General features: G+C 66.7%; 21 protein-coding genes. 9 read left to right on the top strand and 12 right to left on the bottom strand.

From position 1 onward, the window contains the following. The first annotated feature begins 19 nt into the window (after positions 1 to 19). The 3 genes from C7I55_RS13690 (at position 20) to bla (ending at position 4,040) form a co-directional block, all read left to right on the top strand. On the top strand, positions 20 to 511 hold the full coding sequence (locus C7I55_RS13690; RefSeq protein ID WP_199192828.1) for a DNA-deoxyinosine glycosylase: 492 nt from the start codon (positions 20 to 22) through the stop codon (positions 509 to 511). A 138-nt stretch (positions 512 to 649) separates the two neighbouring features. After that, the gene (locus C7I55_RS13685) at positions 650 to 2,776 is read left to right on the top strand and encodes a TonB-dependent receptor (RefSeq protein WP_106513886.1); all 2,127 of its coding nucleotides are present in this window, start codon (positions 650 to 652) and stop codon (positions 2,774 to 2,776) included. Between the two features lie 211 nt (positions 2,777 to 2,987). After that, positions 2,988 to 4,040, top strand: coding sequence for a class A beta-lactamase (gene bla, locus C7I55_RS13680; RefSeq protein WP_233222206.1), 1,053 nt, complete (start codon positions 2,988 to 2,990; stop codon positions 4,038 to 4,040). Between the two features lie 39 nt (positions 4,041 to 4,079). Here bla and paaE read toward each other — a convergent pair whose 3' ends face one another. The 5 genes from paaE to paaA all read right to left on the bottom strand — a co-directional run bounded on the left by paaE (position 4,080) and on the right by paaA (position 7,866). Then, positions 4,080 to 5,156, bottom strand: coding sequence for a 1,2-phenylacetyl-CoA epoxidase subunit PaaE (paaE, locus tag C7I55_RS13675; protein ID WP_106513533.1), 1,077 nt, complete (start codon positions 5,154 to 5,156; stop codon positions 4,080 to 4,082). Positions 5,157 to 5,163: 7 nt separating this feature from the next. Then, entirely contained in the window at positions 5,164 to 5,592 is a 429-nt protein-coding gene (gene paaD / locus C7I55_RS13670) for a 1,2-phenylacetyl-CoA epoxidase subunit PaaD (protein WP_233222231.1), read from the bottom strand. A 176-nt stretch (positions 5,593 to 5,768) separates the two neighbouring features. Next, a complete protein-coding gene (paaC, locus tag C7I55_RS13665; protein WP_106513531.1) occupies positions 5,769 to 6,599 on the bottom strand; it encodes a 1,2-phenylacetyl-CoA epoxidase subunit PaaC in 831 nt (276 codons plus the stop codon). Next, complete coding sequence (paaB, locus tag C7I55_RS13660; RefSeq protein ID WP_106513530.1) at positions 6,599 to 6,883, bottom strand: 1,2-phenylacetyl-CoA epoxidase subunit PaaB; 285 nt, start codon at positions 6,881 to 6,883, stop codon at positions 6,599 to 6,601. The genes paaC and paaB overlap by 1 nt, the downstream gene beginning before the upstream one ends. Then, complete coding sequence (gene paaA / locus C7I55_RS13655; protein ID WP_106513529.1) at positions 6,883 to 7,866, bottom strand: 1,2-phenylacetyl-CoA epoxidase subunit PaaA; 984 nt, start codon at positions 7,864 to 7,866, stop codon at positions 6,883 to 6,885. Before paaA ends, paaB begins: the two co-directional genes overlap by 1 nt. Positions 7,867 to 7,996: 130 nt before the next feature. Between paaA and C7I55_RS13650 the strand changes: the two genes are divergently transcribed. Next, the gene (locus tag C7I55_RS13650; RefSeq protein WP_199192827.1) at positions 7,997 to 8,671 is read left to right on the top strand and encodes a DNA alkylation repair protein; all 675 of its coding nucleotides are present in this window, start codon (positions 7,997 to 7,999) and stop codon (positions 8,669 to 8,671) included. A 178-nt stretch (positions 8,672 to 8,849) separates the two neighbouring features. Here C7I55_RS13650 and pcaF read toward each other — a convergent pair whose 3' ends face one another. Next, on the bottom strand, positions 8,850 to 10,052 hold the full coding sequence (gene pcaF, locus C7I55_RS13645; RefSeq protein ID WP_106513885.1) for a 3-oxoadipyl-CoA thiolase: 1,203 nt from the start codon (positions 10,050 to 10,052) through the stop codon (positions 8,850 to 8,852). A gap of 77 nt (positions 10,053 to 10,129) precedes the next feature. Here pcaF and paaG point away from each other — a divergent pair, with 77 nt between their 5' ends. Genes paaG through C7I55_RS13630 form a run of 3 tightly spaced genes read left to right on the top strand, consistent with a single transcriptional unit; the run spans position 10,130 to position 13,753 of the window. Then, entirely contained in the window at positions 10,130 to 10,912 is a 783-nt protein-coding gene (gene paaG, locus C7I55_RS13640) for a 2-(1,2-epoxy-1,2-dihydrophenyl)acetyl-CoA isomerase PaaG (protein WP_106513527.1), read from the top strand. Positions 10,913 to 10,955: 43 nt separating this feature from the next. Beyond that, entirely contained in the window at positions 10,956 to 12,974 is a 2,019-nt protein-coding gene (gene paaZ, locus C7I55_RS13635; protein WP_106513526.1) for a phenylacetic acid degradation bifunctional protein PaaZ, read from the top strand. Continuing rightward, positions 12,974 to 13,753 carry a glutaminyl-peptide cyclotransferase gene (locus C7I55_RS13630; protein ID WP_106513884.1) on the top strand — a complete coding sequence of 260 codons (780 nt, stop codon included), beginning with the start codon at positions 12,974 to 12,976 and terminating at the stop codon, positions 13,751 to 13,753. The genes paaZ and C7I55_RS13630 overlap by 1 nt, the downstream gene beginning before the upstream one ends. Here C7I55_RS13630 and C7I55_RS13625 read toward each other — a convergent pair. The 5 genes from C7I55_RS13625 to C7I55_RS13605 form a co-directional block, all read right to left on the bottom strand. Further along, positions 13,750 to 14,718, bottom strand: coding sequence for a glucokinase (locus tag C7I55_RS13625; RefSeq protein WP_158266419.1), 969 nt, complete (start codon positions 14,716 to 14,718; stop codon positions 13,750 to 13,752). The genes C7I55_RS13630 and C7I55_RS13625 overlap by 4 nt on opposite strands. A 95-nt stretch (positions 14,719 to 14,813) precedes the next feature. Continuing rightward, positions 14,814 to 15,953, bottom strand: coding sequence for a 2OG-Fe(II) oxygenase (locus C7I55_RS13620; RefSeq protein ID WP_233222205.1), 1,140 nt, complete (start codon positions 15,951 to 15,953; stop codon positions 14,814 to 14,816). 217 nt (positions 15,954 to 16,170) lie between these two features. Next, entirely contained in the window at positions 16,171 to 17,376 is a 1,206-nt protein-coding gene (locus C7I55_RS13615) for a dihydrolipoamide acetyltransferase family protein (protein ID WP_233222204.1), read from the bottom strand. Positions 17,377 to 17,773: 397 nt separating this feature from the next. After that, complete coding sequence (locus C7I55_RS13610; RefSeq protein ID WP_106513523.1) at positions 17,774 to 19,858, bottom strand: transketolase C-terminal domain-containing protein; 2,085 nt, start codon at positions 19,856 to 19,858, stop codon at positions 17,774 to 17,776. Then, on the bottom strand, positions 19,851 to 21,056 hold the full coding sequence (locus C7I55_RS13605; protein WP_269845213.1) for an amino acid aminotransferase: 1,206 nt from the start codon (positions 21,054 to 21,056) through the stop codon (positions 19,851 to 19,853). The genes C7I55_RS13610 and C7I55_RS13605 overlap by 8 nt, the downstream gene beginning before the upstream one ends. Positions 21,057 to 21,192: 136 nt before the next feature. Between C7I55_RS13605 and C7I55_RS13600 the strand changes: the two genes are divergently transcribed. Beyond that, entirely contained in the window at positions 21,193 to 21,663 is a 471-nt protein-coding gene (locus tag C7I55_RS13600; RefSeq protein WP_106513522.1) for an Lrp/AsnC family transcriptional regulator, read from the top strand. 645 nt (positions 21,664 to 22,308) lie between these two features. Here the strand turns inward: C7I55_RS13600 and C7I55_RS13595 are convergent. Then, entirely contained in the window at positions 22,309 to 22,884 is a 576-nt protein-coding gene (locus C7I55_RS13595; RefSeq protein WP_146151022.1) for a hypothetical protein, read from the bottom strand. A 582-nt stretch (positions 22,885 to 23,466) separates the two neighbouring features. Between C7I55_RS13595 and C7I55_RS28165 the strand changes: the two genes are divergently transcribed. After that, positions 23,467 to 23,607 carry a hypothetical protein gene (locus C7I55_RS28165; RefSeq protein ID WP_158266418.1) on the top strand — a complete coding sequence of 47 codons (141 nt, stop codon included), beginning with the start codon at positions 23,467 to 23,469 and terminating at the stop codon, positions 23,605 to 23,607. Positions 23,608 to 23,800: the final 193 nt, after the last annotated feature.

Below are 23,800 nucleotides of genomic sequence, written 5' to 3'. Positions count from 1 at the left end.
CCGAAGGAGAATCGCCCGAGTGGACGTGGTGAAACGATCGTTTGCGCCGGTGGTCGACGCGCGGACCCGTGTGCTCGTCCTCGGCAGCCTGCCCGGCGAGGCGTCGCTCGCGGCGCAGCGTTATTACGGTAACCCGCGCAACCAGTTCTGGCATCTGATCGGCACGGTGATCGACGTCGATCTCGTTCCTTTGCCCTACGACCAACGCCTCGAGAATCTCCTCTCCGCCGGCATTGGACTGTGGGATACGATCGGCTCGGCACAGAGAGATGGGAGCCTCGACACGGCCATCCGCGGACATGTCGCGAACGATCTCCAGACGCTTGCCAATCGCCTCCCGGCGCTCAGGGCCGTGGCATTCAACGGCGGCAAATCGGCCGCGATCGGCACGCCGCTCCTCTCCATGCGCAGCGATCTTGCGCTGGTTGCGCTCCCGTCAAGCAGCCCGGCTTACACGCTGCCGCTAGCCGACAAGCTTCGTCGCTGGCTGGATCTGAGACCGTTTCTCTGAGGGCCGACTCGGCCGTTCATCTGGAAGCAAGATTGCTGCGACGGGGCGAATACGGGGTGCGGTGAAAGGCTCTTCGATATAGTGTCACCTCGTGTAAACGCCTGTCCGTACAGGAGGAATCCCGAGTTGAACAAAATCATGCTGCTTTCGGGCACGACCCTGCTTCTGCTTGCCGACGCCGCCTGGGCGCAGGACGCGGCGACCAATTCCACGCCCTCTGCAATCTCGACCGAACAAACCGGTTCCACCAACGCCGGCGCCGCTGCGGCGCAAACCGACGAGACCCATGCCGACCATACTCAGCGGATCGTCGTCACCGGCTTCCGCCGCAATCGCGAGGACGTGCTCTCCGGCACGTCCGTGGTCAGCGGGCTCGAACTGATCCGGGATCTTCGTCCGACGATCGGCGAAACGCTTGCCCGGCAGCCCGGTGTCTCGGCGACCTCGTTCGGACCGAATGCGTCGCGGCCGGTGCTTCGCGGTTTCCAGGGTGAACGCGTGCGCGTCCTCACCGACGGCATCGGCAGCCTCGATGCGTCCAACACCAGCGCCGATCACGCGGTCGCGGTGAACCCGCTCACCGCGGAGCGGATCGAAGTGCTGCGCGGCCCCGCCGCCTTGCTGTTCGGCTCGTCCGCGATCGGCGGTGTCGTCAATGTCATCGATGCGCGGATCCCGCGGCGCGTGCCGGACGAGACCGCCCATGTGGAGGGTATCCTCACCTACGGCTCCGCGGCCGACGAGCGCTCGGCCAATGCGACCGTAGACGTGCCGGTCGGGCGCGGCTTCGTGCTCCACGCCGACGGCAATTACTCCAGGACGGACGACCTCGAGATCGGCAAGTACGTCCTCTCCAGGAATCTTCGCGCCGAGGCCGCGGCAAGCGGGGACCCGGCGGTCCGCGCGCTTGCCGATCTTCGAGGCAGGCTGCCCAACAGCGCCGCCGAGACCTCCGATATCGCGCTCGGCGCTGCGTGGATTTCCGGCGAGAACAATGCCGGCGTGTCGATCAACCGCTACGACAGCCTCTACGGCGTTCCCGTGCGCTACAGCCTCGATCCCGCCGAGGAGGCCGAGGCGCCGCGGATCGACATCAAGCAGACCCGGGTCGACGGCCGAGTCGAGATCGACACCGGATCGGGCTTCGTCGACAGCGTCCGCCTGCGCGCCGGCTATTCCGACTATCGCCACAACGAGCTCGAAGAAACTGGCGAAATCGGCACGACCTTCCTGACCGAGGGCGCCGAAGGCCGGCTGGAATTCGTCCAGTCGCAGCGCGGCGGCTGGGGCGGCGGCTTCGGCGCGCAATATTTACAGCGCGATCTCGACGTGATCGGCGAGGAGAAATTCCTGCCGAAGAACAAGACCAGTCAGCTCGGACTGTTCACGCTGCAAAGCTATCGCAGCGGCCCGCTGCGCGCCGAGATCGGTGCGCGCTACGAACATCAGCGGACCAGGGCGGAGGCCGATGCCGATCTCGGCACGCCGGCGCTTCGGCGGGATTTCGATTCCTTTTCGGCATCGGCTGGCGCCAACTACGAGATTACGCGCGGCGTGCGTCTCGGGGTCAACGGTTCCCACAGCCAGCGCGCGCCATCCGCCGAGGAATTGTTCGCCAACGGCCCGCATGCCGGCACCCAGAGCTTCGAGGTCGGCGATCCGGATCTCGTCAAGGAAAAGAGCTGGGGCCTTGAGGGCACGCTCAATGTCGACGGCGACGGCTTCAACCTCACCGCCTCGGTGTTCCGGAGCTGGTTCAGCAACTACATTTACGAGCAGCCCACCGGCGAAGTTGAGGACGGTCTGCCCGTCTTCCAGATCGGACAGGCCGATGCGCATTATTCCGGCGTGGAGCTGGAAGGCTCGGTTCGGCTGGCGCAGGTCGGCGAGTTCGCGATCAATCTCGATGGGGTCGCCGATTATGTCCGCGCCACGATCAAGTCCGTCGGACCGGCGCCGCGCATCCCGCCGCTGCGCGTGCTCGGCGGAATCGAGGCGCAGTCGGAAACGCTGCAGGGCCGCGTGGAAGTCGAGTGGACCGACGATCAGGGCCGGCTCGCGGAGAACGAGACTCCGACGGACGGCTTCACTCTGGTCAACGCATCCCTGTCATGGAAGCCCTTCAAGACCCACCCCAACACCAGCCTGACCGTGTCGGCAAACAACATCTTCGATGTCGACGCGCGGCGGCATGCGAGCTTCCTCAAGGACGTTGCGCCACTGGCCGGACGCGATTTCCGGGTGAGCGCCAGGGTTAGTTTCTGATTCTGGGCGGTTCGTTCCGGGAGTCCGTCGCAGCCGCCGCACGCCTCGGCGTGGCGGATTGCGATTTAAGCTGGCCGAAAGCGGCCATCTGATACGATGAGGCCATCGGGTTTGAAGTTTTAGGGAGGGGCCAGTGGCACACTCGCATCAACGTCCCGCGGGACGATCGTGGAAGTTGGGGCGGATGGGGCTGCTGGGCGCATTGCCGGTCGTGGCAATCTTGGGAGGCGCGGCAGGCTATCAGCCTGCGCCGCCCATTCAGCCGGCCTCGCCTGCGGTGTCGAATGCACAGCGGGCGCTCGACATGCAGATCCGGACGATCGGCCAGGCGTTCAACGGCGACATCGGCATCGCCGTCGAGGACGTGCAAACCGGCTGGACGACCGCCTACGACGGCAACACCTATTTCCCGCAGCAGAGCGTCAGCAAATTCTGGGTCGCGCTGACCGCGCTCGACAAGGCGGATCGCGGCGAGCTCAGCCTCAGCAGGCCGGTGACGCTGACCAAGTCGGACATGACCGTATTCCACCAGCCGGTTGCTGCGCAGATCGGCCCCAACGGCTACACCACCACGATCACCGCTCTGATGACACGTGCGCTCCAGCAGAGCGACAACACCTGCAACGATGCGGTATTGTGGCGGGCCGGCGGCCCCGACGCGGTCCGGTCCTTCCTGCGCGACAAGGGCATCAGCGGCATTCGCTTCGGCCCCGGCGAGCGGCGGCTGCAGAGCGAGATTGCCGGGATCGAATGGAAGCAGTCTTATGCCACGAACCGCGGCTTCTATGTGGCGCGTGACGCGGTGCCACTGGCGAAGCGCCGCGCGGCGTTCGAGAAATATATCGCCAGTCCGATGGATGGCGCCACGCCGCTCGGCATCGTCGATGCGCTTGCGCGGCTGAAGCGCGGCGAATTGCTCTCCCCCGCGTCCACCGATCGCCTGCTGTCGATCATGTCGAACACCAAGACCGGTCCGCAGCGCCTCAAGGGTGGCCTCGGTGCCGGTTGGCGGCTCGCGCACAAGACGGGCACCGGCCAGGTGCTCGGGAGCGAGCAGGCCGGCTATAACGACATCGGCATCCTTACGGCGCCGGACGGCCATTCCTATGCGGTCGCCGTGATGATCCGCCGTACCTCGGCGCCGCTTCCCGAGCGGATGGCGGCGATGCAGCGAACGGTGCGCAGCGTCATCGCCTTCCACGAGCAGGCCGACGATCACCGCTTCGCCAGCGGCCGCCAATCCACGTTCGGCGCGACCCGCTGAATTCTCCCGGGCCGGCTGCACGGCAGCCGGTCCGGCGCGTCACGCGTCGTAATCCACTTCGACGCCCTCGCCCTGCGGCACCGATTGGCAGGTGAGGACGTAGCCGGACGCAACTTCCTCATCGGACAGCCCGTAGCGCGCGGCCATCTCGACCGATCCGCGGATTACCCGTGCGCGGCAGGTCGCGCAGACGCCCGCCTTGCACGCGAACGGTGCCGGCAGCCCGGCGGCGCGGGCACTGTCCAGGATGTTGCCGGCCTCGGCGCTGAACGGCACGCGCCGTGTGCGGCCGTCGAGCGTGACACTCATCGTCAGGCCCTGGGCCTGGCTCTGCAGCACCTGCATCTGCGCTTCGAGCGCCGCCGAGGGCCGGCCGGCGGTGAAGCGCTCGAGGTGGATCCTGCCGGACGGGACGCCCTTGGCCTGCAGCGCCGCCTCGGCCGCATCCATCATCGGCCCGGGGCCGCAGATGAAGAAGGCCGCAATGCGATCCGTGTCGACGAGATGGGTGAGCACCTCCTCGCACTTGGCGCGATCGAGCATGCCATTGAACAAGGCGATGTCCTCGGATTCCTCCGCGAGGAAGTGATGGATCTCGAGCCGCCCCATGAAGCGGTTCTTCAGCCGTGCCAGTTCCTCGAGGAAGATCACCGACTGGCTGTCGCGATTGCCGTAGAGGAGCGTGAAGCGGCTCGCCGGTTCCTCGACCAGCGCCGTCTTGAGCAGCGAGAGGATCGGCGTGATCCCCGATCCGCCGGCAAAGCCGACATAATGGTTGGCGGCGTCGGCGCGGAACTCCCAGGTGAAGGATCCATGCGGCTCCATCACGTCGAGCCGGTCACCGGGACGGAGATTTTCGTTCAGCCAGGTGGAGAAGAGCCCGCCGGCAATGCGCTTTACCGTCACCTTGAGCGCGTCTTCGTCCGGCGCGACGCACAGCGAATAATTGCGGCGAACGTCCTTGCCGGAGATCTCGGCCCTCAGCGTAAGATGCTGCCCGGGGCGAAATCGAAATGCCTCGCGGAGCGCTTCGGGAACCTCGAACCGGATCGACTTGGCGTCGGCGGTTTCGGCGATCACCTCGGCGACCCGCAGGGAATGGAAATTGACGCTCATTCGGCACTCAATGGCATTTGAACAGATCGAACGGCTCGGCGCAGTCACGGCAGCGCCACAGCGCCTTGCACGGGGTCGATCCGAAGCGGCTGATCTCTTCGGTCTGCCGCGATCCGCATTGCGGGCACACCGCGACGCGGCGCCCCTCGGGATCGGGCGGCGCGATGCCGTAGGCGTGGAGTCTCGCCCGCCCCTCCGGCGTGATCCAGTCCGTGGTCCACGCCGGCGAAAGGACGGTGTCGATCCGAACGTCCCGGTAACCTGCGGCATCGAGCGCATCGCGCACGTCGCGTTCGATCACGTGCGTCGCCGGGCAGCCCGTATAGGTCGGAGTCAGCACGACCCTGTCCGCCTCGACCGCCCGGACGATGCCGAGATCGACGATGGAGAGCACCGGAATCTCCGGGTCCGCGACGGACTCGACCACGGCTGCGATGGCGGCAACGCGACGCCCATCTGTTTGGTCCGAGCCATTCGATCCTCCCCGGCACGGGGAGGGAGACCGTCCGAAGGACGGTGGAGGGGGTTCCGAGACCCACTCTGCATCAGGGAATTCCAAGGCTTCACCCGCCAGGTCTTCGCGCTCGGCAGATCGAGCCTTCTCCGCCACCGTCACCATGTCGCATCCGGATAGGTGCGCGGCAGGAACTGCATGGTGCACAGGAGGTGGCCGAGATGCTCGCTATGGTGGCCGCGGCGGCCGCCGAGGATGGGGCGCTGGTCCCGCGGACGGTCGAGGGTTGCCTCCGCCAGCACCGCATCGATCCTGCGGTCATAATCGGCGCGCAACGCCGCGACATCGGCACCAATGCCGCGCGCGGCAAGGAAGGCGGTGGCCTCATCCATGTCGAACAATTCAGGGACGAACCGCCACATCCAGTCGAGCCCGTCCTGCATCCGCCGGCGGCTTTCGTCGGTGCCGTCGCCGAGGCGGATCACCCATTCGGCGGCAAGCTCCTGGTGATAGGAGACTTCCTTCACCGCTTTCTCGGCCACCGCGGAGATGGTCCTGTCGGCAGAGCCCTTGAGCGCCTCGAACAGCGACTTCTGCCAGGTCGAGAACAGCAGCTGCCGCGCCATCGTCTGCGCGAAGTCGCCATTGGGCTGCTCCACTAGCCAGCAATTGCGGAAATCGAGCACGTCACGGTGGAAGGCGAGCGCGTCGCCGTCGCGGCCCTTTCCCTCGATCTCGCCGGCATAATTGAGGAAATGGGTGGCCTGGCCGATCAGATCGAGCGCGATGTTGGCGAGGCTGAGATCGACCTCGACCGAAGGCGCGTGCCCGGTCCATTCGCCGAGCCGCTGGCCGAGGATCAGACTGTCGTCGCCGAGCCGGAGCAGATGATCGAACAGGACGCCGCCGTCCGTCTCGGCCGCTTGCGCGTCGAAGGCCCCGGCCCCGGTGGCGCCGGGGGGCAGGTCGATGGGGGGAAGCGAGGCCATCAGATGTGGGTCACGTCGTCCGGGATCGAATAGAAAGTCGGGTGCCGGTAGACCTTGTCGGCCGCCGGATCGAACATCGCCGCGTCGTCCGCCGGGTCGGAGGCGACGATCTGGGCCGACGGCACGACCCAAAGGCTGATGCCTTCCATCCGCCGCGTATAGGTGTCGCGGGCGTGGCGAAGCGCGATCTCCGGATCGGGCGCATGGACCGAGCCGACATGGCGGTGGGAGAGGCCGCCGCGCGACCGGACGAACACTTCCCAGAGCGGCCAATCCTGCGCCATCAGGCCGCCTCCGCCTTGCGGTTGCGCTTGGCGGCGTAGGCGGCCGCCGCGTCGCGGACCCAGGCGCCCTCCTCCCACGCGTCGCGTCGCGCCTTGATCCGCTCCTTGGCGACCGGCCCCTCGCCGCGCACCACGGCGTAGAATTCCTCCCAGTCGACGTCGCCGTAATCATGTCCGCCTTTGGCTTCGTTCCAGCGCAGCGCCGGGTCCGGGATCGACAGGCCGAGCGCCGCGGCCTGCGGCACCGTGATGTCGACGAACTTCTGGCGGAGCTCGTCATTGGTCTCGCGCTTGATCCGCCAGCGCATCGACTGGGCTGTGTTCGGGCTGTCGGCATCGGGCGGGCCGAACATCATCAGCGACGGCCACCACCAGCGATTGAGCGCGTCCTGCGCCATTCTCTTCTGGTCGGCGGTGCCGGCGCACATCGCCATCATGATCTCATAGCCCTGGCGCTGGTGGAAACTCTCCTCCTTGCACACCCGGACCATCGCCCGCGCATAGGGGCCATAGGAGGTGCGCTGCAGCGGCACCTGGTTCATGATTGCGGCGCCGTCGACGAGCCAGCCGATCGCGCCGATATCGGCCCAGGTCAGCGTCGGATAGTTGAAGATGGTCGAGTATTTCGCCTTGCCTGAGTGGAGCGCCTCGATCATCTGCTCGCGGCTGGTGCCCAGCGTCTCCGCCGCGGAATAGAGGTAGAGGCCGTGCCCGGCTTCGTCCTGAACCTTGGCCAGCAGGATCGCCTTGCGGCGCAGCGACGGTGCCCGCGTGATCCAGTTTCCTTCCGGAAGCATGCCGACGATCTCGCTATGGGCATGCTGCGAGATCTGCCGGGTCAACGTGCGGCGATAGGCCTCCGGCATCCAGTCCTTGGGCTCGATGAACTCGTCCGCCGCCACCCGCGCTTCGAAAGCGGCGAGCTTGTCGGGATCTTCGGTCGAGGCGACGTTGGTCGTCTTGCTCAGCTCGGTCGTGTACATGTGTCTCTCCTGGCCCAGCCCTAGCAGGGGCCTTGCTCTCCCGCAAACAACGCGCGAGCGTGCCGGGAGTCGCGTGCGCTCGTTTATGAGATCGGTTCCTGTACGCATGCGCACTGGGGGAGACGTCGGCATGGCCCGGTTCGAGGATGCGCTGCGGGCGCTGGAAGAAGGCGGCGAGCCTCGCATTCGCGACGGCCTCGAACGCTACGGGATCAAAACGTCGGAGCGGGTGATCGGAGTGCCGATGGCGACGATCCAGAGGATCGCCAAGATCCTGGGGCGGGACCATGATCTCGCAGCGGCGCTGTGGAGCTCCGGGATCTACGAGGCGCGCCTCCTCGCCGCTTATGTCGAGAATCCCGGCCAGGTCTCGGCGGAGCAGATGGATGAATGGGCGCGCGGCTTCGACAATTGGGCGACCTGCGATACGCTCTGCTTCGCTTTGTTCGATCGCACGGAACATGCGTTCGCAATGGTCGACCGCTGGGCCTCCGACGACGCCGAGTTCGTGAAGCGCAGCGCCTTCGGATTGCTCGCCGCCAAGGCGTTGCACGACAAGAGCTGCCCGGACGACCCTTTTCTCGCGCGGCTCGACCTGATCGAGGCGGCCTCGGGCGACGACCGCAACTTCGTCAAGAAGGGCGTGAGCTGGGCCTTGCGCAACATCGGGCACCGCAAGAGCGATCCCTTGCGCGGAGCAGCCCGCTGTGTCGCCGAACGGCTGGCCGCCTCCCCCGAAAGGAGCGCCCGGTGGATCGGAAAGGATGCCCTGCGCGCTTTCGACAAGGCCGCGGCGAAAGCCTGAGCGGGGCCGGCAAGCCCCCGAACGCAAGATGCCGGTGCGGACCAACGTCCACACCGGCATCCCGACCCGCTTTGCCTCGCGGCAACCCCCTGATCGCGTGTGTTTCTTTTAGAGGATTTGCAGCCCGGCGCCATTAGCGAGGCGTCCCAAAAAGTTGGCTGTGCGTCGCACCGCGCGCTCAAACCCGCTCGATCACGGTGGCGATGCCCTGCCCGACGCCGATGCACATCGCGCACAGGGCGTAGCGGCCGCCGCGGCGGTGGAGCTCCTCGGCGGCGGTGAGCAGCAGCCGCGCGCCCGACATGCCGAGCGGGTGGCCGAGCGCGATGGCGCCGCCGTTCGGATTGACGTGCTCGGCATCGTCGGGAAGGCCGAGCTCGCGCAGCACCGGCAAGGCCTGGGCGGCGAAGGCCTCGTTGATTTCGATCACGTCCATGTCGGCGATGGTGAGGCCGAGGCGGGCGAGCAGCTTCTGCGCGGCCGGCGCCGGACCGATGCCCATGATACGCGGCGGAACTCCGGCAACCGCGCCGCCGACGAAGCGCGCACGCGGCGTCAGCCCATTGCGGCGCGCCGCATCTTCGGTGGCGACGATCATCGCCGCGGCGCCGTCATTGACCCCCGACGCGTTGCCGGCCGTGACGCTGCCGCCGGCGTGGACGATCGGCCGAAGGCTGGCGAGCGCCTCGACGCTGGTCTTGCGTGGATGCTCGTCGCGGTCGACGGTCAGCGGATCGCCCTTGCGCTGCGGGATGGCGACCGGAACGATCTCGGCGGCGAAGCGCCCGCTCTCCTGGGCGCGGCTCGCTTTCTCCTGGCTGCGTACCGCGAACAGGTCCTGGTCTTCCCGGCTGACCTGAAACGCCTCGGCGACATTCTCGGCGGTCGACGGCATGGTGTCGTCTCCATAAGCGTCCTTCATCTTCGGGTTGACGAACCGCCAGCCGATCGTCGTGTCGTAGATCTCGGCATTGCGATCGAACGCGGACGTCGCCTTGGCCATGACGAACGGCGCCCGGCTCATGCTTTCGGAGCCGCCGGCGACGATGATATCGGCCTCGCTGCCGCGGATCACCCGCGCCGCCATCGCCACCGCGTCCATGCCCGATCCGCAAAGGCGGTTGAGCGTGACCCCGCCCGAGCGGTCGGGCAAGCCGGCGAGCAGCCCGGCCATGCGCGCGAGATTGCGATTGTCCTCGCCGGCCTGGTTGGCACAGCCGAGGATGACGTCGTCGACTTCGTTCCAGTCGACCCCCGGATTGCGCTCGATCAGCGCGCGGATCGGGATTGCGGCGAGATCGTCGGCGCGAACATGCGCAAGGCTGCCGCCGTAGCGGCCGATCGGCGTGCGGACGGCGTCGCAGAGAAAGGCGTCGGTCATGGCGGGCTCCGAATGAAAGTTGCCGCGCAATAACAGGCCCTCTCCTCGCGCGGGAGTCGGCCTGTTAAGGTGCCGCCATGACCGATTACCGCAATATCCTGTTCTCGCACGAAGGCGGCATCGCCCGCCTCACCCTCAACCGGCCGGAGCGGCTGAACAGCTTCACCGCCCGGATGCACGAGGAGGTCGCCGACGCGCTCGCCCGGCTGGAGGGCGCACGGGTGCTGGTGCTGAGCGGCGCCGGACGCGGCTTCTGCGCCGGCCAGGATCTGAACGACCGCGCGGTGGCGCCGGGCGAACGGGTCGATCTCGGCGAGTCGGTCGAGCAGCGCTACAATCCGCTGATCCGGCGTCTCACGTCCCTGCCCTTCCCGGTCGTCGCCCGGGTCAACGGAGTCGCCGCGGGTGCGGGCGCCAACATCGCGCTGGCGTGCGACATCGTCATCGCGTCGAAATCCGCGAAGTTCATCCAGTCCTTCGCCAATATCGGGCTGATCCCGGACAGCGGCGGCACCTGGGTGCTGCCGCGCCTCGTCGGCCAGGCGCGCGCGCTCGGCCTGGCGCTCACCGCCGAGCCGCTGCCCGCCGACAAGGCCGCCGAGTGGGGCCTGATCTGGAAGGCGGTCGACGACGAGGCCCTCGATGCGGAGGTGGACGCGCTGGCGCAGCGCTTCGCCTCGGCGCCGACCCGCGGCCTGGCAGCAATCAAGCGCATGATCCGCGAAAGCTGGGGCCACAGCCTCGGCGAGGAGCTCGACCTGCAGCGCGACGCCATGCGCGAACTCGGCTACAGCGACGATTACCGCGAAGGCGTCGCCGCCTTCATGAAAAAACGGGCGCCGAACTTCACCGGCCGGTAAAGTCGCACGCTAGGCCACGTCCTTCAGTTTCGCAGGTGAGTCCATGAAGACGCAAACCCTTCTCAATTATGCGCAGGACGGCTGGTACGCCGCGTCCGGCCCGCTCGCCGACGTGCAGAGCGCCGTCACCGGGGAGACGATCGCGGTCACCGGCAGCGCCGGCCTCGATTTCCGAGCGATGCTCGATCATGCCCGCAAAGTCGGCGGACCGGCGCTGCGCCGGCTGACCTTCCACGAGCGCGCGCATATGCTGAAGGCGCTCGGCATGGCGATCATGGCCCGGAAGGAGGAATTGTACGAACTCTCCTACGAGACCGGCGCGACCCGGACCGACGGCTGGATCGACATCGAGGGCGGCGCCGGCACGCTCTTCTCCTTCTCGTCCAAGGGGCGGCGCGAGCTTCCCAACAGCCGCATCCTGATCGACGGCGCGATGGAGCCATTGTCGAAGGGCGGCAGCTTCGTCGGCCAGCACGTCTTCACGCCGCTGCAGGGCGTGGCGGTGCACATCAACGCGTTCAATTTCCCGGTCTGGGGCATGCTCGAGAAACTCGGCCCCACTTTGCTCGCGGGAGTGCCGGCGATCGTCAAGCCGGCGTCGGCGACCGGCTATGTCGCCGAGCATGCCTTCCGGATCATGATCGAGGCGAACATCCTGCCGCCGGGCGCGCTGCAGCTGATCATGGGCGGGGTCGGCGACCTGCTCGACCATCTCACCCTGCAGGACGTGGTCTCCTTCACCGGATCGGCGCAGACCGCGATGAAGCTGCAGACCCATCCCGTGATGGCGCGCGAAAGTGTCCGGTTCGTCGCCGAGCGCGACAGCCTCAACGCCTCGATTCTCGGCCCGGACGCCGGCCCCGGCACCCCCGAATTCGATCTGTTCATCAAGGAAGTCGCGCGCGAGATGACGGTCAAGGCGGGGCAGAAATGCACCGCCATCCGCCGCGCGCTGGCGCCTGCCGAACATCTCGACGCGGTCGAGCAGGCCCTGCGCGAACGCCTCGGCAAGGTCCGCATCGGCAACCCCCGCGACGAGGGCGTCACCATGGGCGCGCTCGCCAGCCGCGCGCAGCGCGACAGCGTCCGCAAGGCGGTCGGCGAGCTCTCCCGCGCCGCCCGGATCGTGTCGGGCGATCCCGATCTGTCCCCGGTCGCAGGCAACGGCGCCTTTCTGTCTCCGATCCTGCTGCGCACCGACGATCCCTGGGGCAGCGCTGCGGTGCACGATGTCGAGGCGTTCGGGCCGGTGTCGACGATCATGCCCTATCACGACCTCGATGATGCGATCGCGCTGGCCAACCGCGGCATGGGCAGCCTCGCTTTGTCGCTGTTCAGCTTCGATGCCGCAACGGCCGAGGACTTCGTGCTCGGCGCCGGCGCCTATCACGGCCGCATGATGATCCTCGATCGCACCAGCGCCAAGGAATCGACCGGCCACGGCTCCCCCCTCCCCGTCCTCGTCCATGGCGGGCCCGGCCGCGCCGGCGGCGGCGAGGAGATGGGCGGGGTCCGCGGCGTCAGCCACTACATGCAGCGCACCGCGCTGCAGGGCTCGCCGGCAATGCTGTCGAGCATCATCAAGCAATGGCTGCCCGGCGCCGCCAAGCCGACCGGAGACGTCCATCCGTTCCGCAAGCGGATTTCGGAACTCGACATCGGCTACACGCTGGAGACTTCGAACCGGACCGTGAGCCTCGATGATATCGAGCATTTCGCGGCCTTCACCGGCGACACTTTCTACGCCCATATGGATGAGGAAGCGGCCCGGGCGAACCCGATCTTCGAGGGCCGGGTCGCCCACGGCTATCTGATCCTGAGCTTCGCCGCCGGCCTGTTCGTCGATCCTGCGCCCGGCCCGGTACTTGCCAATTACGGGCTCGAGAACTTGCGCTTCCTGACGCCCCTTTACCCCGGAGATTCGATGCGTGTGGAGCTTACAGTGAAGTCCAAATCGGTCCGCAATGAGGAGATGGGGGAAGTCCGCTGGGCGGTGTTCGTCTTCAACCAGAAGGACGAAGTCGTCGCGTCCTACGATCTGCTGACGATGAACCAGCCGTGATTCGCAGCACCCTCTTCGCCGTCCTGCTGGCCTTGGCCGGCTGCTCGGCCTCGGACGCGCGCGACGTCCAGACCCCCGGCTACAAGGTCGTCCGCACCTATCCGCACGATCCCGCCGCCTTCACCGAGGGCCTGCTGTGGCTCGACGGCAAGCTCTACGAAAGCACCGGTCTCAACGGCCGGTCCGACATTCGCGAAGTCCGGCTCGACGACGGCAAGGTCCTCCGCAAGGTGACGGTTCCGTCGACCTATTTCGGAGAGGGCATCGTCGACTGGGGCGACGAGATCATCAGCCTCACCTGGCAGAACCAGATCGGCTTCCGCTGGAATCGGGCCGATTTCCGCCAGACCGGATCGTTCCGCTATCCGGGCGAAGGCTGGGCCCTCACCCGCGACAAGAACAATATCTACATGAGCGACGGCACCGCGCAGATCCGCGTGCTCGATCCGAAGACGATGGCGGAGACGAAAAGGATCGACGTCAGCGATCAGGGCGTGCCCGTGGCGCGGCTCAACGAGCTCGAATGGGTGAATGGCGAGATCCTCGCCAATGTGTGGATGACCCCGCGCATCGCCCGGATCGATCCCGCGACCGGCAAGGTGAAGGGCTGGATCGATCTCACCGATCTCGTCGCCGCGACCGCGCCCGCCGATCCCGATGCGGTGCTGAACGGAATCGCGTATGATCCGGCCAAGGACCGCTTGTTCGTCACCGGCAAGAACTGGCCCAAGCTGTTCGAAATCGATCTGGTGCCCGCTTCGGAAAAGTCGGGGCGTTAACGCGCCTGCAGCGCCGCCGCGGCGCCCGCCAGGGTCGCCGTGTCGTTGCTCAGCCATACGGTCGGCACCCGCTCCAGCGCGCGGCTCATCCGGCCCTTGGTCGCGAACTGGCTGCGAAAGGCGCCGGTGTTGAGGATCGGCAGCATCTCGCCGAGCATCGGCTCGACCAGGAAGACGCCGTCCCAGGCGCCGCAGGTGAGCACCGCATTGCCGACGAAATTGCCGAGGATCGCCGCGAACAGCTTGGCGGCGCGGGCCGCCAGCGGATCGGTGCACGAGGCGGCGGAGGCGATGATCCGCGACGAGGCCGGCGGGTCGGAGACCGGCCGCCCGCTCTGCTCCGCGAGGATCGAATAGATGTTCTCGAGGCCGGGCCGCGACAGCACGCGCTCGAACGAGACATGGCCGAAGCGCTTCCGGAGCGCTGTCAGCAGCGCCTCGTCCTCGGCATTTTGCGGCGCGAAGCTGGCGTGGCCGCCCTCGCTTTCGATGACGATGATGCGCCCGTCCTCGCGGACCGAGAGGATCGCCATGCCGAGACCGCTGCCGGTGCCGACGATCAGATAGGTCCCGCCGGGCCGCGCCGGCTTGGCCGGCACCGCGCCGATCCGGACGAGCTGGGTCGTGTCCGCGCTCGGCACCGCCCAGGCGGTCGCCGCGAAATCGTTGATGATCAGCGGTTCGGTGCGCAGGAATGCCTTGAGCCCGCTCACCGAGACGAACCAGCGGCAGTTGGGCAAGGTGATCACGTCGCCGCGCGAGACGCCGGCGACCGCCAGGCAGAAGCCCGATCCGTCCGGGCGGAAGCCCGCGCCCTTGGTGTAGCTCTGCAGCGCGTCGGTGAAGGTCGGGAAGGCAGACGTGGGGAACCGCCGCACCTCCTCGATGCGTACGCGTTCTTTCCCTTGTGTAAGCGCGAACGCGACGTTGTCGCCGTCGATCGCCGCCACCAGCTGTTGTTCCACGGGCAAACTCTCCTGCCCGTGGCAATACGGCAGGAGGGCTAAGAATGGATTAACTGCAACGATCGCGCGCCGGTGCCCTGCTGTCACCCCGCCGCTTACGCGCGATACACGCCGAGTTTCTCGTCGAGAAAGGCGTTGTTCGCCTCGCGCTGCCGCGCGGCCGCGTCGTCGTAGAGGAAGGGCAGGAAGGCGTAGCGAGTGCCGCGCGTGACCGGTGTCGCCTCGTGCAGCAGCGAGCAGGAGAAGACCACCGCGCCGCCGGTCGGCGCGCGATAACTGCGCTGGCCGAATTCGGGAAAGCGCAGGTCGCCGCCGTCATAGTCGCCGGCATTGAGGTTGATCGTCACCGCGAAGCGACGATGGGCTGTGCCCTTGGTGGTGTTGTCGCGGTGCGCGCGGAAATGGCCGCCCTGCTCGGCATCGTAGCAGGCGACGATGTAGCGCTCCATCCGCGTCGCCTCGAACTGGAAGGCGCGCTTGATCAGCGGCACCAGCCGCCGGCGGATCCGCAAGGCGAGTTGCCCCTGGAGCGCGGCATCGGCGATCGTGTAATCCCGCCGTCTCTTGTGCTGCGGATCGGTGACGAGAACGGTCTTGCCGTCGACTTCGCGCATGAAGCCCGATTCCTCGCCGCCTTCCTTTTCATAGAGCGAGATCAGATGCCGGCAGAGGTTCGGCTCGAGGATCGCCGGCGCGACCAGCACCGGCGCCGCCTCGACGAACGGCACCGGGCGGGAGACAGCGGCGAGCGCATCGAGCGCGGCGGCGCCCGCCTCGATCGGCCACACGCCCATGACCCGAAGCATCGGATCGAGCAGCAGCCAATGCGGCCGGTATTGATCGTTGCCGAGTTCGGCGCCGTAGAGCCGGCTGACATCGCGTTGGTAATCGAGGAAGAACCGGATGCCGGGCAGCTGCTGGACGATTCGACCCTCGCCGGCATCGGCGGGATCCACGGTCACGCCGAAGAAGCAGGCATGCTCGTCGTCGAACAGATCGCGCCGCGCCTGCACCGCCGCCAGAGCGGCGGCGGACTGCGGCTGCGACGCCGTTCCGAAGAACAGCATCAGCACGGCACGGCCCGCGGCGGTGTCGAACGCATAACGCGGCGACCCGCTCAGCGCCGGCACATGAAAGTAAGGCGCCGCCTCGCCAAGCGCGATCAACGCCGGCTGGGACCCCGCGGCTGTCCCCGCCGCTTGCTGCTCGTTCTCGACGTCCATCGTCCCCGCCATCTGCAACTCCTTATCCTCCCCGAGCTTGCTCGGGGAGGGGGACCGCACGAAGTGCGGTGGAGGGGCTTCCAGCGCCGATGGCCCCTCCACCATCTCTCGATGGTCCCCCTCCCCATCCGCTTCGCGGACAGGGAGGATGAGAAAGACGATCTCGCTCGCCTCGCCCCAGCTGAGCTAGCGCAGCCCCAAACGTCTTGCCAAGCCACGACTGCGCACCTCAATCCGCCGGCCAGCTCTCCAGGACCTCGACGAACCGCGTGAGCCAGGCATTGGTCTGGTGCCCATCGACGACCCGGTGGTCGATGGTGAGGGAAACATAGGCCATCGGCCGGATCAGGATCGCGTCCTGGCCGGCCACCTCGCGCACCACCACCCGCTTCTCGAGCTTTCCGATGCCGAGGATCGCCGATTGCGGTTGGGCGATGATGATCGGGCTTGCGAACAAGGATCCGGAGACACCGTGATTGGAAATGGTGAAGGTGCCGCCCGACACGTCCGCGCCGGTCAGCGTCTGCGCGCGTGCCTTCTCGACCAGGCGGTCCAGCCCGGCGGCGACGCCTTCTAGCGAGAGCGTCTGCACCTGGCGCAGCACCGGCACGATCAGGCCCTTCTCGCCGAGCGCGGTGCCGACGCCGACATTGACGTCGTCGAACACTTCCAGCCGGTCGGAATGCCAGCGGCTGTTGATCGCCGGCGCAACCTTCATCGCCTCGGCCGCAGCGGCGACGAAATAGGCGCTGTAGGTGAGCTTGACGCCCCGCTTCGAGAAGTCCGCCTTGTGGCGCTCGCGATGGGCGATGATCGCGCTGAAATCGGCCTCGAACACTGCCGTGACGTGCGGCGCCTGCGTCACCGAGGCGAGCATGTTCTCGGCGATCTTCAGCCGCATGCGATCGTGCGGGACGTCGTGCGAACGGAGTCCGGCATCGGAGCGCGAGCGGGTGTCCGCAACCGTCGCAGTCGGAGCAGCGCGCCCTTCGGCCACCGCCTTGTCGACATCCGCCCGGGTCACGCGCCCGCCGCGGCCGGTGCCTGCGATAGTGGTCGGATCGACCGCATGCTGAAGGCAGGCGCGCTTGACCGCTGGCGAAAGCCGAAGCTCGGGATTGCGCACGTCCGGTTGGTAGGTGGCGGGCGACGGGGGCGGCGGAGACGCCGCGCCGGTAGCCGGCGCCGCGTTCGCACGCTCCCCATCCGTGTCGATCCGCCCGAGGATCGCGCCGGGCACCGCCTCGGCCTCCAGGTCGAGCAGGATCTCCCGCAGCACGCCGCCGACCGGCGCCGGCACTTCCATGGCGACCTTGTCGGTTTCGAGCTCGACCAGCGGATCGTTCAGCTCGACCCGATCGCCGATCTGCTTCAGCCACGCCCGGACGACCGCCTTGGTGCCCTCCTGCTCGATCGGAACGACGACATCGATCACGAGGCGGCTCCCCTGGCTGTCGATCGTGCCCGGCCCTTTCCCGTCATCCCAGGAGTGGGACCCCAGCAAAGTAGTACTTTGCTGGGAACCCCGCATGCTGGGATCTCAGGACAAGAGGTCACGGCGGGTCTCCACGAGATCCTAGCCTTCGGGGTTCCCAGCAAAGTACTACTTTGCTGGGGTCCTTTCGCTGGGATGACGGCCAGGCGGAAGAAGCTGACGATAGCACCTCTGCTTCCGTGGGAGTTGGCGGTGGCTTCTCGTCGCGAGACCCCGGCCCCCCGGGTTCCCAGCAAAGTACCACTTTGCTGGGCTCTCTCCCGGGTTCCCAGCGAAGTACCACTTTGCTGGGGTCTCTTCCGGGTTCCCGGCAAAGTACCACTTTGCTGGGGTCCCATCAAAACCCCACCAGTTCGTCGATCTTCGCGCGGATGCGCTCGACGTTCGGCACCGCCCAGTCGAGCAGCACCGGATTGTGCGGGCTCGGAATGTCCGGCATCGTCACCCGTGCGACCGGCGCGTCGAGGTCGAGAAAGGCCTCGTCGGCGACGATCGCCGCGATCTCGGCGCCGAAGCCGCCGGTCTTCAGATCCTCGTGGACGATCAGGCAGCGCCGGGTCCGCCGCACCGACGCCAGCACCATCTCCTTGTCCCACGGCACCAAAGTGCGCAGATCGATCACGTCGGCCGAGACATGCTTCGCCGCCTCCTCGCAGCGCGGCACCATCGCCCCCCAGGTGACGATGGTGATGTCGTCGCCCTCGCGCGTCTTCTTCGCCCGGCCGAACGGCAGCACATAGGAATCGCCCGGATAGGGGCGCCGCGCCCAGACGTCGTCGAGCATCGCGCGATGCTCGAAGAAGATCACCGGATCGTTGCCGCGCAAGGCCGTGCGCAGCAGGCCGACCGCATCCTCGGCATTGGACGGCACCGCCACCAGCCAGCCGGGATTGTGGACGAACTGCACCTCGTTGGTCTGGCTGTGCCAGGGATCGCCGCACTTGAAGAAGCCGCCGGGGATGCGCAGCACCATCGGCGCGGCGAAGCGGTTGTTGGTCCGCCAGCGCATCGTGCCGCAATCGTTGATCTGCTCGGTCGCCGGCTCGGCATATTTGCGGAACTGGATCTCCGGCACCGGCATCAGCCCGGCCAGCGCCATGCCGACCGCGCGACCGATGATCCCTTCCTCGTTGAGGCTCGTGTCGAACACCCGGCCGGCGCCATATTTCTCCTGCAGCCCAAGCGTCACCGCGTGGACTCCGCCCTTGGGCCCGATATCCTCGCCGAACAGCAACACGCGCTCGTTGATCGCCAGCTCGTGATCGAGCGTGCGGCGGATGGCGGTCACCATGTTGATCCGCTGCCCCTCGGGTTTCGGATCCTCGTGGCTCTTGGGCGCGCGATAGCCGTGGGTCCATTGCCCGCCGAGCTGCTGCATCTCGCCTTCGTAGAAGACGTTGGCGAGCACGGTGGCGGGATCGGCGACGCCGCGCGCTTCGGCCGTCGCGCGCGCCGCCTCGACCGCGGCTTCGGCCTCGGCCGCGATCCCGTTCCAGCGCTGCTCGGTCATGACCGAGCCGACGAGGAAGTCCCTGAGCCTGGGCAGCGGATCGCGCGCCCATTCGCCGCGGACCACCTCTTCCGACTTGTAGGCCTGGGTATCCTGGAAGCTGTGCCCCTGCAGCCGCGGCACCCGCAGATGGAGCAAAGCCGGCCCCTTGCGCGCCCGCACGTGCGCGGTCGCGGCAGCGACCAGCCGCGCCGCCTCGGCCGGATCACTGCCGTCGCCGGAGAAGATGGTGAGCCCGCTAAAGCTCGCCAGATTCTTCGAAATGTCCGCGCCCGGAGTCTGGTAGGTGGCGGGCACCGAGATTCCGAACTGATTGTCCTCGATGTAGAACAGCATCGGCAGTTTTTGCGTCGTCGCGATCGTCAGCGAAGCCCAGAAGCCGCCGGTCGCGACCGAGGCATCGCCACCGAGCACCAGCGCGATCGCCCCGTCATAGGCTTCGTTGCCGAGCACGTTGCGGTGATAGTCGATCGCCTGCGCCCAGCCGGCCGTCGGCGTATATTGCGCACCGACTCCGCCCGACATCGGTAGAGCCGGCGCGCCGGTCGGGTTTGGATAATTGAACACCACGCCGATGTCGCGGCCGTCGGAATAGCCCCCTGCCCGGCCCATGCCGGAGCCGAGCGCGTCCTCGAGCGGGACTCCCAGCGCAAGCAGGAGTGGCCGCGACCGGTAATAGCCGCAGGCCGCATCCTTCTTGTGGGTGAGGCGCGATCCGAGCAGGATCTGCGCCATGTCATGGCCCCGGGCCGAGAATTGGTAGAGGACCTTGCGCTCGGGAACGAGCCGCTCTTCCTCCAGCCTGTCCATCGCCCGGCTGACGTGGACCAGGTAAGCGATACGAGCCCAGTCGAAAGCGGGATCCGGCGCCTCTGCGCGAAAGTCGCTTTCGACCAGAGCTTCGTCAGCCATCCATTTTCTCCACCACCGCCCGCGCGAAGCCTTCGACGCTCTCGTCCGAGAGGCCGACGACGTTGATGCGGGCGGAATCCGCCATGTAGATGCCGTTGTCCTTGCGCAGCGCCAGCACCTGGTCCTTGGTCAGCGGCAACATCGAGAACATGCCGTTCTGATCGTTGATGTACGCCAGGCGCTCGTCATAGCCGGCAAGCCGCGCGCGAATGGCGCGGATGCGGCCGCACATCTCGTCGAGCTCGGCCCGCCAGTCGGCGCGCAGCCCTTGATCGTCGAGGATGATGCGGACGACGGCGCCGCCATGATCGGGCGGCATCGACCACATCGTGCGGGCGAGGCTCAAGAGATTGCCCATCACCACCCCGGCGCCGCTGGCGTCGGAGGCCTTGACGAACAGGCTGCCGACGCGGTCGCGATAGACACCGAAATTCTTGTCGCAGCTCTGCGCGATCAGCGCCTGATCGGCCGCTTCGACCACGAGCCGCGTGCCCGCGGCATCTTCCTCCAGCCCGTTGCCGAGCCCTTGATAGGCGATGTCGACGAACGGCACGAGGCCCTTGCGTGCGACGATCTCGGCGATCGCGCGCCACTGGTCGAGGCTGAGATCGGCGCCGGTGGGATTGTGGCACGAACCGTGGAGCAGAACGAGGTCACCGGCCTTGCCGCCCTCGAGCGCATCCATCATCGCGTCGAACGCGATCTCGTGGGTGGCGCGGTCGTAATAAGGATGGCTGACCATCTCGACGCCGGCGCATTCGATCAGCGGCTGATGGTTCGGCCAGGTCGGCTGTCCGACGAAGATCCGCGCGTTCGGATTGGCCTTGACGATCAGCTCGGCGCCGAGCCGCAGCGCGCCGCAGCCGCCGGGGGTCTGCACGCCGACGATGCGCTCGTCCGAGGCTGCCGCCTCGCCGAACACGATCGGCTTGATCAGGTCGACGAAGCGCGCGTCGCCCGCCGATCCGAGATAGGATTTGGTCTCCTGGGTCTCGAGCAGGATCTTCTCGGCGGCCTTCACCGCGCGCAAGATGGGGGTGCCGCCCGCCGCATCGCGGTAGACGCCGACGCCGACGTCGATCTTCTCGTCGCGCGGATCCGCGTTGCAGAGCGCGATCAGCTGCAGAAGCGCATCCGATTTCTGCTCCTCCAGCCCGTCGAACAAACCTGCCGCAACGTTGGTGACTGCGTCCGCCAATTTACCCTCCTGCCATGCCCCCACAGCGGAGGCCCGGCATGCCTTTAGGCTTAAGTCGGCGCAGGTGAAAATGCTTATCTAAGGTCGCGCGCCTTGGGCTGGTTCTGAAACGCACGTTGCGCTATCTTGCCCGGTCATGAAACAGACTGATCAACTCGATGCCTGCGACCGCCGAATCATCCGCGAGCTGCAGCGCGACGCCGGGCTCAGCCACGCCGCCCTCGCCGAAAAGGTCGGCGCGTCCGCCGCCTCGGTCTGGCGCCGCGTTCGCCAGCTCGAAAAAGACGGCGTCCTCGGCCGCTCGGTCCGCCTCGCCAGCGCGGAGGCGCTAGGCCGTGCCGTCAACGTCCTCTGCCAGATCCGCATGACCCGCCAGACGATCGAGGCCCGCGCCGAGTTCGAGGACTTCATCCAGTCCCGCGCCGAGATCGTCGAATGCTATGCGATGTCGGGCGAATGGGATTATCTGCTGCGCATCGCGGTCAGGGACGTCGCCGATTACGATCACTTCGTCATGCGCGGCGTCCTCGCCCATCCCAGCGTCGCCCACGCGGCGAGCAATTTCGCGCTGCGGCAGGTGAAGTATACAACGGAGATTCCGGTGTAAGGAGGGCTCGAAGGGCGCAACGCCCATCGAGCGGGCATGTCTCCTCCCCTGAATTCGTCTCGACAATTCAGATGGTCCAGGCACGTCATTGCATTTGACGATGATTTTTCCGGCTGGTTTGGCCCAGGCCCTCTGACATAGAAAGAACTGATGTGCGACAGGGTCGCGCACAGTACCGGCTACCCGGTACGTCGGCCAGCGTCTCGGCTAACCACCTCCAGCGCTGGACGGGATTGGTGCCTCTGCAAGATGCAGGAATCAGTGTGGCCGTGCACCCGACGGCGTGAGAGAAGAAAAGCCAAATCGATTAAGATCACCATCAATCGTTTCGTTCGGGCGGCTCTCGAGATCAGTCAGCACGGTGACAACGATAAGCTCCGCGTGCGCCGCAAGTTGTTTCAAGGGGTACCGAGTTGCTGCACCGTCACCAGAACCCTCACTTCCTCCGTGGGCGAGAAGCCCGGTGTCTTGTGTCCCCGTCCCAGAGGAATGCCGGATCACCGTCTGCAAGCTTCGTATTTTCTCGCCGCCTCCTCCGGGTAGAGGATCCGATCGGCGTCTTATGAAAACCACAGGCATGGGCGGTCTCCAGCGTCCGTGACATGATGGGAACCACCTGAGATGAGGGCGCGAGGAGCCGAGCCATCAAGCGTCGTCCATATATCTGAACGCGTGCCTACCAAGCCTGGCAACGGGATTGGCGGAGCTTTGGGAAAGCAGCGGGTTGATTGACCCCCTCACATCACGCAGCCATGGCAGCGCATCGAGGACCGGACCGTCCGTCAGCGGATCGGACGTCACTTGCACGATTATTCGACGGAGCCTGTGCCCTGCGCCAAAGGCAGAGGAGAGATCGTCCGGATCGACTTCATAGATCGTGCCCGGATCGCGACGATCCCGAAAGGACACGAGCAGCGGGTAGTCCCGCCGGTGAATCTCCGCCCGCGTTTCGGCTTTGCGCGCCTCCGGGTAGGCGACCTGCCAATTGCCGCGCCGAGGACTGGATGGCAAAGGTGGATGCAGCTCATCCGGAGGGTAGGCCAGCATGCGCTGAACCATCTCGTAGATCTGCCTTGAGCTGTAGGCATCCTCGCGGACGGCAAAGAGCTGTTTCCCTCCTCCCAGATCCACAATGGCGGCCTCGCCATAGCAGTCCGAGCTTGGATATTGGAAAGATCGCAGGAGACCGGTCGCTCCGCTTATGTTGCGGCTCTCCAGCACCGAAGAGCCCTGCCTCAGACCCGACGGGGTCTCGACCTCGAGCCGGACACGATATCGGAGGCTGTCGCGCGCAGGAAACAGGATATCGCATCCCCCCAGCATTGCCCCAGCGACAATGCCGGGTATCGCCGCGAGCGCGGAACGTCGATCCGGGCAGAAACGCGGGGATGCAGCCCGATCGATGGGCCGCCCGAGGCTGAGCGCACCTCTACCATTTCCATGTTTCCGCACCCAGAACCCGCCCCGCTGCTCCCTGTTCCTCGAACAACTTGCTTATGTTCGTTTGCAATACAATCGCTGGATTCGGTGACACGCGATTTTGGACGGCCGCTGCAGTGTTCATGCTTGTGTGCGCAGGCTCTGCCTCTGCGCAATCGCCGCCTGCGCCAGAGGCCGTGGTGAGGCCCTCTACGAACCCGGCCAACCAGGGAGATCCGGAGCGCTTCCTCGGCCTCTACCATCCCGCAATTCGCAAGTCGCTTCCCCGGCGAGCTGGCGTCGGAAGGGCTCGCCCACAACCCGCAGGCTTATGCCAAATCCTTTGCCGCCAACCCCGATCTGCATGTCGAGACGCTCGCGCGCATGACCCTCGGCGACAAGGTCGTCGTACATGATCGCGTCACCGGCCTCGCCGGCGGCAAGACGGTAGACGAGATTACCGCTTATCAAGTCGAGAACGGGCTGATCACCAACATCGTCGATATCGAGCGCATCGCCCGGTGAGGCGAGGCGTGCGCTGGCACGGTCGCTGACACGGCGCTGGATCTTTGGCAGTGGCTCTGGACCCGCCAATCTGAGACGATGCGGGCAATCGGAGTCCGCCGGGGTTAGACCCTCAACCATCATCCGGGAGGAGAGACCCGCAGCGGCCATCCTCGGGTTAGGATGATGAAGGGAGCTGTTCGCTGCGCCACTG

Origin of the sequence: Allosphingosinicella deserti (genome assembly GCF_003012735.1) — a bacterium.
Taxonomy (GTDB): Bacteria; Pseudomonadota; Alphaproteobacteria; order Sphingomonadales; family Sphingomonadaceae; genus Allosphingosinicella; species Allosphingosinicella deserti.
The sequence above is the reverse complement of the archived record's forward strand: the minus strand, read 5'-3'. Positions and strand labels throughout refer to the sequence as shown.

What these genes read in the sequence shown, in the direction of transcription:
- paaG (WP_106513527.1), top strand. Translation starts at nt 10,130, where the DNA reads ATGACCGATTACCGCAATATCCTGTTCTCGCACGAAGGCGGCATCGCC.
- pcaF (WP_106513885.1), bottom strand. Translation starts at nt 10,052, where the DNA reads ATGACCGACGCCTTTCTCTGCGACGCCGTCCGCACGCCGATCGGCCGC.
- C7I55_RS13650 (WP_199192827.1), top strand. Translation starts at nt 7,997, where the DNA reads ATGGCCCGGTTCGAGGATGCGCTGCGGGCGCTGGAAGAAGGCGGCGAG.
- C7I55_RS13620 (WP_233222205.1), bottom strand. Translation starts at nt 15,953, where the DNA reads ATGGCGGGGACGATGGACGTCGAGAACGAGCAGCAAGCGGCGGGGACA.
- paaZ (WP_106513526.1), top strand. Translation starts at nt 10,956, where the DNA reads ATGAAGACGCAAACCCTTCTCAATTATGCGCAGGACGGCTGGTACGCC.
- C7I55_RS13685 (WP_106513886.1), top strand. Translation starts at nt 650, where the DNA reads ATGCTGCTTTCGGGCACGACCCTGCTTCTGCTTGCCGACGCCGCCTGG.
- C7I55_RS13600 (WP_106513522.1), top strand. Translation starts at nt 21,193, where the DNA reads ATGAAACAGACTGATCAACTCGATGCCTGCGACCGCCGAATCATCCGC.
- paaA (WP_106513529.1), bottom strand. Translation starts at nt 7,866, where the DNA reads ATGTACACGACCGAGCTGAGCAAGACGACCAACGTCGCCTCGACCGAA.
- paaB (WP_106513530.1), bottom strand. Translation starts at nt 6,883, where the DNA reads ATGGCGCAGGATTGGCCGCTCTGGGAAGTGTTCGTCCGGTCGCGCGGC.
- C7I55_RS28165 (WP_158266418.1), top strand. Translation starts at nt 23,467, where the DNA reads ATGACCCTCGGCGACAAGGTCGTCGTACATGATCGCGTCACCGGCCTC.
- paaC (WP_106513531.1), bottom strand. Translation starts at nt 6,599, where the DNA reads ATGGCCTCGCTTCCCCCCATCGACCTGCCCCCCGGCGCCACCGGGGCC.
- C7I55_RS13610 (WP_106513523.1), bottom strand. Translation starts at nt 19,858, where the DNA reads ATGGCTGACGAAGCTCTGGTCGAAAGCGACTTTCGCGCAGAGGCGCCG.
- paaE (WP_106513533.1), bottom strand. Translation starts at nt 5,156, where the DNA reads ATGAGCGTCAATTTCCATTCCCTGCGGGTCGCCGAGGTGATCGCCGAA.